Genomic DNA, 11,881 nt, shown 5'->3' with positions numbered 1-11,881 from the left:
GTGTACTTCCTCTACACCGTCCTCGTGGTGTGCTGCGCCATCCTGCTGGTCGCCGGGGTGATCGAGCAGCGGCGGCACTTCACCAACCTGGAGCACATACCCACGCGGGTGCTGGTCAACGGCATCCGCGGCAAGAGCTCCATCACCCGCCTGTGCGCGGGCGCCCTGCGCGGCGGCGACCTGACCACCGTCGCCAAGACCACCGGCACCGCCGCCCGGTTCATCCACCCGGATGCCACCGAGGAGCCGGTCTACCGCAAGTTCGGCATCGCCAACGTCGTCGAGCAGATCGGCATCGTCCGCCGCGCCGCGGCGTACAACCCGGACGCCCTGGTCATCGAGTGCATGGCCGTGATGCCCGCGCTCCAGGAGATCAACCAGTCCAAGCTGATCCGCTCCACCATCGGCGTGCTGTGCAACGTCCGCGAGGACCACCTCGCGGAGATGGGCCCCACCCTCGACGACGTCGCCCGCTCCCTCTCCCGCTCCATGCCGGAGGACGGCATCTGCGTCACCGCCGAGAAGGACCGCTTCGACATCCTCAAGGAGGAGGCCGACGCCCGGAACTGCCAGCTCATCTACGCCGACCCGGAGACGGTCACCGACGAGGAGCTGCGCGGGTTCAGCTGGTTCACGTTCAAGGAGAACGTGGCCATCGCCCTGAAGGTCGCCGAACTCCTCGGCGTGGAGCGCAAGACGGCCCTCCAGGGCATGTACGACGCCCCGCCGGACCCCGGTGTCCTCTCCGTGGAGCGGTACGTCACCAAGGACGACAAGAAGCTGCGCTTCGCCAACGTCTTCGCGGCCAACGACCCCGAGTCGACGCTGATGAACATCAACCAGCTCCTCGACCTCGGCGCCATCCACCGGCCGCTGAACGTCGTCATCAACTGCCGCCCCGACCGCGTCGAGCGCAACGGCCAGATGGGCGAGATCATCCCCGACCTCCAGCCGGAGAAGGTCTTCGTCATCGGCCACCCCGCCAAGTCCGCGATCGACGCCATCCCCGGCGAGTGGCGCTCGCGCGCCGTCGACCTCGGCGGCGACCGGCGCGACCCCGAGGAGTTCATGGGGCAGCTGCTCGGCCAGCTCGGCCCGAACTCCTCGCTCGTCGCCATCGGCAACATCCACGGCCAGGGCGAGCTGCTCCTGGAGCACCTCGCCGAGCTGCCCGCCGACGAGAGCGAGGACCCCGCGCCGCCGCCCGCCCCCGGCGCGAGCCCCGAGGACACCCAGTCGACCCCGCTGTACGAGCCGCACCTCGACCCGTACCAGCACTACCCGGAGGCGTACGAGAACCGCTACGCCCCGCAGCTCGCCCCGGCCACCCCCGTGCACGTCCCGGCGCAGCGCGCCGGGGAGCAGCAGCCGTACGGGGCGTACGGCGAGCAGCAGTACCAGCAGGCCGGACACCACCAGCAGGCCGGACACCACCAGCAGCACCACCAGCACCCGCAGCAACACCAGCAGCAGTACGAGTACCAGTCCCAGCAGCAGTACGGACAGCAGGCGTACGGCGAGCAGCAGGGCGACCAGGGCTACGGGCAGTACGCGCCGCACGACCCGTACGCCGCGCAGGGCCAGCCCGGCCAGGGCCACCCCGCGCAGGACCCGTACGCCCAGGGCCAGGCACAGGCCCCGTCCCAGGCGTCCTACGCCGCGTACGACCCCCAGGGGGCGCCCGCCTACGACGCGCACCCTCCGTCACAGCCGGAACCCGACCGGCCCCGCGGCCTGTTCGAGCCGCGCGTCCCGCCCGTTTCCCCCGCCGCCGACGACACGCAGCAGTGGCACAGCCCAGGAGAGCCCCGTTGATCCCCTCCGTCCTCACCCCCGAGATCGCCGCGGTCGGTATCGCGCTCGGGCTGCTCTTCTCCCTGGTCTGCTATCTGACCACCAACCTGTCGCCCGGCGGCATGATCACCCCGGGCTGGCTCGCGCTGACCCTCGTCGAGGACCTCCAGCGCGCCGCCATGGTGGTCGGCGTCACCGTCCTGTGCTACCTCTGCACCCTGCTCGTCCAGCGGTTCGTGATCCTCTACGGCAAGCGCCTGTTCGCCGCGGTCGTCCTGACCGGCGTGGTGCTCCAGGCCACCGTGATGATCGTGCTGTCGCTGGAGTTCCCGCTCATGTACAGCAACCAGACCCTCGGCTTCATCGTCCCGGGCCTGATCGCCTACCAGCTCGTGCGCCAGCCCAAGGGCCCCACCCTGCTCGCCACGGGCTCGGTGACGCTCATGGCCTACGTCGTCCTCACCGCCGGGATCCTCCTCGGCTTCATGCCGTCCGCCTGACCCAGGCCTGACTACCGGAGCCACACATGCCGCCCAAGAAGAAGCGCCCCGCCGTCCACGCCGCGACCGTCCTCGCCCTGCTCGCGGGCAGCGTCTACCTCACCGTCGAGCTGCGCAAGGACGAGGACAACAAGACGCCCGAGGTGCAGGCCGTCACCGACTCGCCGGGCCGCCTGGACAACGGCGCCTCGGCGCAGGGCGGCAAGCAGACCTGGGAGCGCCTGCGCAACCCCGACCGCACCGTGCTGCGCACCGAGGGCGGCAAGGTCCTCGCCTCCTTCACCGACGGCGCGCGCACCGCCACGCTCACCGGCCCGAGCCGCACCTTCACCGAGCCCGCCAACACCAAGTCCCGGGTCGTCACCGACGACTGGGTCCGGCTGATGCCGGAGGTGTGGCGCAAGGGCGCGGAGAAGGAGAAGTGGTTCAAGGACTGGTACAAGCAGTACGCCGGGAGCGAGGAGGACGACATCTTCGCCATGGCGTTCCAGTACGTCCAGGGCGCGCCGGTCAAGAAGGACGACGAGGGCATCGCCTACGCCGGTGACGCCAACTTCGGGCCCCTCAACCCCAACGGCAGCGAGGGCAACGACCTGCGCGAGGAGCAGTCCGACTTCTACGACTACCTCGGCATCCCGTACACCTTCCGCGACGGCACCACCATCCAGCCGGAGGCCAAGCGGGCCCGGGCCATCGACTGCTCCGGCTTCATCCGGACCGTCTTCGGCTACCGTGCGCGCTACCCGCTGATGGCCACGGACACCGCCGGTGACGGTCTGCCGCGCACCGCCAACGGCATGGCCCGTGGCAAGGTCGGCGCGCCCGTCATCCCCCTCAAGGGGGTGTCGCCCGCCGACCGCCCCAAGACCATCGACGTCGTCCAGCCCGGCGACCTGGTCTTCTTCAAGCTCGACGCCCGTACGAAGGAACGGCTCGACCACGTCGGCATCTACCTCGGCCACGACGCGGACGGCCACAAGATCTTCATCTCCAGCCGCGAGGAGGTCAACGGGCCGACGATCGGCGACAAGGGCGGTACGTCTCGGCTGGACGGCAACGGGTACTACGCCGCCGCCCTCCGCAGCGCCAAGCGGCTCTGACCGCCGGGGGGTGCCGCCGCCGCTTCCCGCCCCCCGGGGGGTGGGCGGCGGCGCCCGCGCGTGGCGGGTCCCGGTCTCGTCCAGCGCGCGCGGCCCGGTGGGGGGTGCTTTCCCACCCGCCCACCCGTGACCGCCCTGTCATGGTGTGGGCGGTGGCGCCTGCGTGTGGCGGGTCCCGGTCTCGTCCAGCGCGCGCGGCCCGGTGGGGGGTGCTTTCCCACCCGCCCACCCGTGACCGCCCTGTCATGGTGTGGGCGGTGGCGCCTGCGCGTGGTGGGTCCTGCTCTCGTTCGGCGCGTGCGGGCCGGTGGGTGGGAAGACCACTCGCACCCGCCGACGGCGATCACCCCCCACAGGGGGCCCACACCCATGTCGAACCGGCGCCGGGTGGGCGGGTGGGGAAGAGCCCCAGCACGGAGCCGCAGCCGCCGACGGTGAAGGAGCCCCTCAGGGGGCGTTCGCCTGTGTGGGACCGGTGACGGGTGGGCGGGTGGGAAGGGGGGCCCGGTCAGGGGCGGACGGTTCGGGGGCCGAGGGTGCGGGCGCCGAGGGCGGTGACGCGGGCGCGGAGTTCGCGGTCCGCGGTGACCACGACCACCGGTCCCGCAAGGGAGGCGACGACCTCCACGATGCGGTCGTCGCCACTGCCCGGCGCCGAGTCCACGCGGACACCCGGCAGGGACTCCACCCCCCGAGCCCGTCCCTCCACGACGAGGACCACGTCCAGGGGCCCCGGCACCCCGGGCACCCCGTCCGCGGCGACCGGCACCAGCCGGTCCCGCAGCCGCTCCGCGGCCCCCCGCCGGTCCCGCCACCACCCGTCCGGCACGGAACCGACCACGTTCGCGGCGTCCACGACCAGGGTCACTGTGTCCATGCGGCAAGGGTCGCACGCCCGGGTGGGGCGCCCCCACCCGCGCCCATTAGAGTGGGGGCACCGCGACCCCCACAGCTCCGGAATGCCGCATGCCCCCAGCCCTCACCACCTCGGCCGTGAACGGCGACTGGCTCATACGCGGACGCGACGGCAGGCTGTGCGTCTACGGATTCGGCCCGCACGCCGACACGGTCGTCTGCCGCGTGCAGCGCACCCGCGGCGGCCCCTGGACCGCCCCCCGCGTGGTCGGCGGCGACCAGCGCGTGCACCCCGTGCTCGCCGTGGCGCAGGGCGCCGACGGCTACGCCCACCTGGCGTCCTGGCGCCCCACCGTGCCCGGCGAGTCGGGCCTGGTGCACTCCACGCACTTCCAGCCGCACCTGGCCGCCCTCGACTGGAACCCGCTCGGCCACCCGAACAAGAAGGGCGACCGCACCGGCGTACCCGCCGTGACCGTCGACGCCGAGGGCCGCGCCCACGTCTTCGTACCGAACCGCGGCGGCGGACTGAGCATGCGCGGCCAGAAGGAGAAGGGCGGCTGGGGCCCCTGGCGCGACCTCAAGGGCAAGGGGGTGCGCGACGAGGTCGTCGCCGTGACGGGCGAGTCGGGCCGCGTCGTGGCGTACGCGGCGACGGGTGAAGCGATCCTGCGCTGGCGGCAGCACGGCCCGGGCAAGGTCCCGGAGCTGGACGAGCCGCTGCCGGTGCGGGCCCGCCCGGGCACGCTGTGCGCGCTCGCCACGTCCGTCGAGCACACCACCCTGTTCTTCACCGACGAGGACGGCGAGCTGTGCGCCTGGCGCGGCGACGAGGAGCCCGTACGCGTCCTCACGGCCGCGGGGCAGGGCCGTACGCACGCGGTGCGCTGCGACCTGGACGGCCACGACTGCACGCTGCTCGCCCAGCGCGCGGACAGCGGCCGGGTCGCGTTCGCCGCGTACCCGACGGAGCTGGAGTCGGCGGGCGCCTGGTGGACGGAGTCGGGCCCCGCGCTGCCCGTGGACGCGCGGATCGCGCTCGGCGAGGACGCGGACGGCCGGGTGGTCGCGGCGACGTTCGTGCCCGGCACCGGCGAGCTGCGCCTGACCCACCGCAAGGACGAGCCGGGCCTCGCCCTGAAGGCCTGGGAACCGGCCGCCTCCGCCTGAGCGGCCCCGCACACGCCGGTGCCCGGCACGCCCATCGGCGTGCCGGGCACCTTCGCAGGACCGGTGTTACGCGGGGACGCTCGCGATCCCCGGCTCCAGGAACCGCTTGCCGTTGACGCGCTCGCTGACGCCCTCACGGTCCAGGTACGGCGTGACGCCGCCCAGGTGGAAGGGCCAGCCCGCGCCGGTGATCAGGCACAGGTCGATGTCCTGCGCCTCGGCGACGACGCCCTCGTCCAGCATGAGGCCGATCTCCTGCGCGACGGCGTCCAGGACGCGGGCGCGGACCTGCTCCTCGGTGAGGACCGTGTCGCCCTGCTTGAGCAGTGCGACGACCTCCGGGTCCAGCTCCGGCTTGCCGCTGTCGTGGACGTAGAAGCCGCGCTTGCCCGCCTCGACGACCGCCTTCAGGTTCGGGGAGACCGTGAAGCGGTCCGGGAAGGCGCGGTTCAGCGTCTCCGAGACGTGCAGGCCGATGGCCGGGCCGACCAGCTCCAGGAGCACGAGCGGCGACATCGGCAGACCGAGCGGCTCGACGGCCTTCTCGGCCGTGGCGATCGGCGTGCCCTCGTCGATGACGTTCTGGATCTCGCCCATGAAGCGGGTCAGGATGCGGTTCACGACGAACGCCGGGGCGTCCTTCACCAGGACCGCGGTCTTCTTCAGCTTCTTGGCGACGGCGAACGCCGTGGCCAGGGAGGCGTCGTCGGTCCGCTCGCCGCGCACGATCTCCAGCAGCGGCAGGATCGCGACCGGGTTGAAGAAGTGGAAGCCGACGACCCGCTCCGGGTGCTTCAGCTTCGACGCCATCTCCGTCACGGACAGGGAGGAGGTGTTGGTGGCGAGGATCGCGTGGGCCGGGGCGACGGCCTCGACCTCCGCGAACACCTGCTGCTTGACGCCGATCTCCTCGAACACGGCCTCGATGACGAAGTCCGCGTCCGTGAAGCCCTCGGCCTTGTCGAGGACGCCGGTGACCAGGGCCTTGAGGCGGTTGGCCTTGTCCTGGTTGATACGGCCCTTGCCGAGCAGCTTGTCGATCTCGGCGTGGACGTAAGCAACGCCCTTGTCGACGCGCTCCTGGTCGATGTCGGTCAGCACGACCGGCACCTCCAGGCGGCGCAGGAACAGCAGGGCGAGCTGCGAGGCCATCAGACCGGCGCCGACGACGCCGACCTTGGTGACCGGCCGCGCCAGGTCCTTGCTCGGGGCGCCCGCGGGGCGCTTGGCGCGCTTCTGCACCAGGTTGAACGCGTAGATTCCGCTGCGCAGTTCGCCGCCCATGATCAGGTCGGCGAGCGCCGCGTCCTCGGCGTCGAAGCCCTTCTGGAGGTCGCCGTCCTTGGCGGCGGCGATGATCTCCAGGGCTCGGTACGCGGCCGGGGCGGCGCCGTGCACCTTCGCGTCCGCGATGGCCCGGCCGCGCGCGACGGCCGCGTCCCAGCCCTCGCCGCGGTCGACCTCGGCGCGCTCGACGCGGATGTCGCCCTTGAGGACGGACGCCGTCCACACCAGGGACCGCTCCAGGAAGTCCGCGCCCTCGAAGATCGCGTCGGCGATGCCGAGGTCGAAGACCTGCTGGCCCTTGAGCTGCTTGTTCTGGTTCAGCGAGTTCTCGATGATCACCGAGACCGCGCGGTCGGCGCCGATCAGGTTCGGCAGGATCGTGCACCCGCCCCAGCCCGGCACCAGGCCGAGGAAGACCTCGGGCAGCGAGAACGCGGGCAGCGCCTTGGACACGGTCCGGTAGGTGCAGTGCAGCCCGACCTCGACGCCACCGCCCATGGCGGCCCCGTTGTAGTACGCGAACGTCGGCACGGCTAGGGACGACAGCCGCTTGAAGACGTCGTGCCCGCCCCTGCCGATGGCGAGGGCGTCCTCGTGGCGCTTGAGGATCTCCACGCCCTTGAGGTCGGCGCCGACGGCGAAGATGAACGGCTTGCCGGTGATGCCGACGCCGACGATCTCGCCCGCGGCCGCCTCCTTCTCGACCTGGTCGAGGGCGGCGTTCAGGTTCGCGAGGGAGCCCGGGCCGAAGGTGGTCGGCTTGGTGTGGTCAAAGCCGTTGTCGAGGGTGATGAGGGCGAACCGCCCGGCCCCGTACGGCAGATCGAGGTGGCGTACGTGCGCCGACGTGACGACCTCGTCCGGGAACAGCTCGGCGGCACCCTTCAGAAGCTCAGCGGTGGTGGTGCTCACTTGCCCTCCCAGTGGGGGTTCTCCCAGATGACCGTCGCGCCCATGCCGAAGCCGACGCACATGGTGGTGAGGCCGTAGCGGACCTCGGGCTGCTCCTCGAACTGCCGGGCGAGCTGTGTCATCAGGCGGACACCGGAGGAGGCCAGCGGGTGGCCGAACGCGATGGCGCCGCCGTACTGGTTGACGCGCGCGTCGTCGTCGGCGATGCCGTAGTGCTCCAGGAAGGCGAGCACCTGCACGGCGAACGCCTCGTTGATCTCGAACAGGCCGATGTCACCGATGCCGAGACCGGCCTTGGCGAGCGCCTTCTCGGTCGCCGGGATCGGGCCGTAGCCCATGACCTCCGGCTCGACGCCCGCGAAGGCGTACGACACCAGGCGCATCCTCACCGGGAGGCCGTGCTCCCGGGCGAAGTCCTCGGAGGCGATGATCGAGGCGGTGGCGCCGTCGTTCAGGCCCGCCGCGTTGCCCGCCGTGACGCGGCCGTGCGTACGGAACGGGGTCTTCAGCCCGGCGAGGTTCTCCAGGGTGGTGCCCGGCCGCATCGGCTCGTCCTGGGTGGCGAGGCCCCAGCCGGTCTCGCCGCCCTCGGGGCTGGTCCGCCGGACGGAGATCGGCACCAGGTCCTGCTGGATCTTGCCGTTGGCGTACGCCTTGGCGGCCTTCTCCTGCGAGCGCACCGCGTACTCGTCCGCGCGGAGCTTGGTGATGCCCGGGTAGCGGTCGTGCAGGTTCTCGGCGGTCATGCCCATGAACAGGGCGGACTCGTCGACCAGCTTCTCGCTCACGAACCGCGGGTTCGGGTCGACGCCCTCGCCCATCGGGTGGCGGCCCATGTGCTCCACGCCACCGGCGATCACGGCGTCGTACGCGCCGAAGGCGATCGACCCGGCGGTCGTCGTCACGGCGGTCAGCGCGCCCGCGCACATCCGGTCGATCGAGTAGCCCGGCACGGACTGCGGCAGGCCCGCGAGGATCCCGGCCGTGCGGCCGAGGGTCAGCCCCTGGTCACCGATCTGGGTGGTCGCGGCGATGGCGACCTCGTCGATCTTGGCGGGGTCGAGGGCCGGGTTGCGGCGAAGGAGCTCCCGGATCGACTTCACGATCAGGTCGTCGGCGCGGGTCTCGTGGTAGATGCCCTTCGGGCCCGCCTTGCCGAACGGGGTGCGGACGCCGTCGACGAAGACGACGTCCCTGACGGTACGAGGCACGATGGCTCTCCTCCAGGGTGCGGTGCGCCTGCGGCGCGCTTCCTCGGGTCATGCTACTTACCGGTAACTACGAGGCCAAGGGAGTCCCCCTAGAGGTTCACGTCACACCGCGGTTGGCCCGTGTCCGGGGGCCTCTCCCACCCGCCCGCCCGTGACCGCCAGGCCGCGGGGGCACCGCCCCTGGTGGGGGTCACCCGCCGTCGGCGTCTGCGGGTCCGTGCGCTGTGCGGGGCCTGGTTTCCCGCCCGCCCGGGGCTGCCTGGCCGCGGGGGCATCGCCCCTGGTGGGGGTCGCCCGCCGTTGGCGTCTGCGGGTCCGTGCGCTGTGCGGGGCGCTCGCCTGGGGCTGGGGCGCCACCCCTTGGTGGCGGGTTGCCCGCCGTCGGCGTCTGTCCCGTGTGGGGTTTGGTTTCCCGCCCGCCCGCCCGTTACCGGTCCGACACGGGTGGGTGCCCCTGGTGGGGGTTGCCCGCCGTTGGCGTCTGCCGGTCGGTGCCCCGTGTGGGGTTTGGTTTCCCACCCGCCCGCCCGTTACCGGTCCGACACGGGTGGGTGCCCCTGGTGGGGGTTGCCCGCCGTCGGCGCCTGCCGGTCCGTGCCCCGTGCGGGGCCTGGGTCCCCGCCCGCCTGGGGCTGGGGCGTCGCCCCTGGTGGGGGAGGAGGATCCCCGCACTCGCCGATGGCGGTGTACCCCCGCGAGGGGCGTTCGCCCGTGTGGGACCGGTGACGGGCGGGCGGGTGGGAGAGGCCCGCGCGGAGCGCGGGGTGGGGGCGGCAGGCGCCGATGGTGGCGTACCCCCACGAGGGGCGTGCACCTGTGTGGGACCGGTGACGGGCGGGCGGGTGGGAGAGGTCCGCGCGGAGCGCGGGGGTGGGAGGGGAGCCCGCACGGTGAGTCAGCGGGCGGCGGCGGCCAGCGCCGTGGTCAGCGCGGGCGCGACCTGCGCGATCTGCCAGCGCCGCGCCCCATGCGCGGCCAACGCCTCCGACACCGTGTCCACGGACACCACGGCAGGCGGCTCCCAGCACACCCGCCGGACCGTGTCCGGAGTGATCAGGTTCTCCTGGGGCATGCCGAGCCGCTCGGCGAGGGAGGACACGGCGGCCCGAGCGGCGGAGAGCCGCGCCGCGGCGGCGGGGTCCCGGTCAGCCCAGGAGCGGGGCGGCGGCGGCCCGGTCAGCGCCTGACCGGGCTGCGGCAGCTCCGCCTCCGGCAGCGCCTTGGCCCGCTCCACCGCGGCCTGCCACTGCTCGAGCTGGCGCCGCCCCATGCGGTGCCCGAACCCGGGCAGCGCCGTCAGCGCGTGCACGCTCGACGGCAGGGCGAGCGCGGCCTCCACGATGGCGCCGTCGCTGAGCACCTTGCCGGGCGACACGTCCCGCCGCTGCGCGATCCGGTCCCGGGCGGTCCACAGCTCCCGTACGACCGCCATCTGGCGACGGCGGCGCACCTTGTGCATGCCCGACGTGCGGCGCCAGGGGTCCTTGCGGGGCGGCGCGGGCGGCGCGGCGGCGATCGCGGCGAACTCCTCGCGGGCCCACTCCAGCTTCCCCTGCCGGTCCAGCTCCTTCTCCAGGGCGTCGCGCAGGTCGACGAGCAGCTCCACGTCGAGCGCGGCGTAGCGCAGCCAGGGCTCGGGCAGCGGCCGGGTCGACCAGTCGACTGCGGAGTGGCCCTTCTCCAGGACGTACCCGAGGACGCTCTCGACCATCGCGCCGAGGCCGACCCGCGGGAAACCGGCGAGCCGCCCGGCCAGCTCGGTGTCGAAGACGATCGACGGAATCATGCCTATTTCCCGCAGGCACGGCAGGTCCTGCGTGGCCGCGTGCAGCACCCACTCGGTGCCGTCGAGCGCCTCGCCGAGGCCCGACAGGTCGGGGCAGGCGACGGGGTCGATCAGCGCGGTGCCCGCGCCCTCGCGGCGGAGCTGGACGAGGTACGCGCGCTGCCCGTAGCGGTAGCCGGAGGCCCGCTCGGCGTCCACGGCCACGGGGCCCGTACCGGCGGCAAATGCCGCGATGACCTGCGCGAGCGCCTGAGGGTCCGCCACCACGGGCGGGATGCCGTCGCGCGGTTCGAGGAGCGGCGTGGGTGTCCCGTCGACAAAGACGCCTGAGACGCCTTCGTCCGGAGGAGCGCCTCCGGTGGTTCGCAGTGAACTGTCTGCTGCGGTCTCTTGGGCGTCGGTCACCTGTCAAGGGTATCTGTGAACGGACGGCGCCCGTCGACGGAACGTTACGTCGACGGGCGCGCAGGGGGTGTAAATCGGTCAGTGGATGATTCCGGTGCGCAGGGCCACCGCTACCATCCCCGCCCGGTCTCCCGTACCGAGCTTGCGGGCGATGCGGGCGAGGTGGCTCTTGACGGTCAGGGCGGACAGGCCCATGGAGACGCCGATGGCCTTGTTCGACTGGCCCTCGGCGACGAGCCTGAGGACCTCGACCTCACGGCCCGACAGCTCGCGGTAGCCGCCCGGGTGGCTCGGGGCACCCGGGGGGCGGCGGTGCAGGCGGGCGGCGGCCGAGCCGATGGGAGCGGCGCCGGGGCGGGTGGGGAGCCCGACGTTCGTGCGGGTGCCGGTGACGACGTACCCCTTGACGCCGCCCGCGAGCGCGGTGCGGACGGCGCCGATGTCGTCGGCGGCGGAGAGCGCGAGGCCGTTGGGCCAGCCCGCGGCGCGGGTCTCGGACAGCAGGGTGAGGCCGGAGCCGTCGGGCAGGTGGACGTCCGCGACGCAGATGTCGCGGGGGTTGCCGATGCGGGGACGAGCCTCCGCGATGGACGAGGCCTCGATGACGTCCCGCACTCCGAGCGCCCACAGGTGGCGGGTCACGGTGGAGCGGACACGTGGGTCGGCGACGACGACCATGGCGGTCGGCTTGTTCGGGCGGTAGGCGACCAGGCTTGCGGGCTGCTCAAGGAGAACGGACACCAGGCCTCCTGGGGTGGCGGGGACGGGAACGGCTCGGGGATGAAGCCGGGGCGAACCGTGCGTTTCAAGGTCACAGACCTCTTCGGCACCTCGTCCTGCCGCCTTTAGGGAATGATCACG

General features: G+C 72.8%; 9 protein-coding genes. 4 read left to right on the top strand and 5 right to left on the bottom strand.

What is annotated here, in order from left to right; translation table 11 throughout:
- The 3 genes from pgsB to ACOBQU_RS09135 are packed head-to-tail and all read left to right on the top strand — an operon-like array spanning nucleotide 1 to nucleotide 3,394.
- Nucleotides 1–1,815: a poly-gamma-glutamate synthase PgsB gene (gene pgsB / locus ACOBQU_RS09145; RefSeq protein WP_423625661.1), complete on the top strand. Its 1,815-nt coding sequence runs from the start codon at nucleotides 1–3 to the stop codon at nucleotides 1,813–1,815.
- Nucleotides 1,812–2,294: a poly-gamma-glutamate biosynthesis protein PgsC/CapC gene (locus tag ACOBQU_RS09140; RefSeq protein WP_423625659.1), complete on the top strand. Its 483-nt coding sequence runs from the start codon at nucleotides 1,812–1,814 to the stop codon at nucleotides 2,292–2,294. Before pgsB ends, ACOBQU_RS09140 begins: the two co-directional genes overlap by 4 nt.
- A 26-nt stretch (nucleotides 2,295–2,320) precedes the next feature.
- Nucleotides 2,321–3,394: a C40 family peptidase gene (locus ACOBQU_RS09135; protein ID WP_423625657.1), complete on the top strand. Its 1,074-nt coding sequence runs from the start codon at nucleotides 2,321–2,323 to the stop codon at nucleotides 3,392–3,394.
- Nucleotides 3,395–3,902: 508 nt separating this feature from the next.
- Here the strand turns inward: ACOBQU_RS09135 and ACOBQU_RS09130 are convergent.
- The gene (locus tag ACOBQU_RS09130) at nucleotides 3,903–4,271 is read right to left on the bottom strand and encodes an NTP pyrophosphohydrolase (RefSeq protein ID WP_423625655.1); all 369 of its coding nucleotides are present in this window, start codon (nucleotides 4,269–4,271) and stop codon (nucleotides 3,903–3,905) included.
- A gap of 116 nt (nucleotides 4,272–4,387) precedes the next feature.
- Here ACOBQU_RS09130 and ACOBQU_RS09125 point away from each other — a divergent pair, with 116 nt between their 5' ends.
- A complete protein-coding gene (locus ACOBQU_RS09125; protein WP_423634356.1) occupies nucleotides 4,388–5,419 on the top strand; it encodes a hypothetical protein in 1,032 nt (343 codons plus the stop codon).
- 66 nt (nucleotides 5,420–5,485) lie between these two features.
- On the opposite strand, the gene ACOBQU_RS09120 is transcribed toward ACOBQU_RS09125, so the two are convergent.
- The 4 genes from ACOBQU_RS09120 to ACOBQU_RS09105 all read right to left on the bottom strand — a co-directional run bounded on the left by ACOBQU_RS09120 (nucleotide 5,486) and on the right by ACOBQU_RS09105 (nucleotide 11,761).
- Nucleotides 5,486–7,618 carry a 3-hydroxyacyl-CoA dehydrogenase NAD-binding domain-containing protein gene (locus ACOBQU_RS09120; RefSeq protein WP_423625653.1) on the bottom strand — a complete coding sequence of 711 codons (2,133 nt, stop codon included), beginning with the start codon at nucleotides 7,616–7,618 and terminating at the stop codon, nucleotides 5,486–5,488.
- Nucleotides 7,615–8,829, bottom strand: a complete 1,215-nt coding sequence (locus ACOBQU_RS09115; RefSeq protein WP_423625651.1) for a thiolase family protein — start codon at nucleotides 8,827–8,829, stop codon at nucleotides 7,615–7,617. The genes ACOBQU_RS09120 and ACOBQU_RS09115 overlap by 4 nt, the downstream gene beginning before the upstream one ends.
- Before the next feature lie 895 nt (nucleotides 8,830–9,724).
- Nucleotides 9,725–11,020 carry an HRDC domain-containing protein gene (locus ACOBQU_RS09110; protein ID WP_423625649.1) on the bottom strand — a complete coding sequence of 432 codons (1,296 nt, stop codon included), beginning with the start codon at nucleotides 11,018–11,020 and terminating at the stop codon, nucleotides 9,725–9,727.
- 78 nt (nucleotides 11,021–11,098) lie between these two features.
- Nucleotides 11,099–11,761, bottom strand: a complete 663-nt coding sequence (locus ACOBQU_RS09105; RefSeq protein ID WP_423625647.1) for a LuxR C-terminal-related transcriptional regulator — start codon at nucleotides 11,759–11,761, stop codon at nucleotides 11,099–11,101.
- Nucleotides 11,762–11,881: the final 120 nt, after the last annotated feature.

This window comes from Streptomyces sp. G45 (assembly GCF_049542095.1).
Lineage (GTDB): Bacteria > Actinomycetota > Actinomycetes > Streptomycetales > Streptomycetaceae > Streptomyces.
Note: the sequence above shows the minus strand (reverse complement) of the source record. Positions and strands in the feature narration are given on the sequence as shown.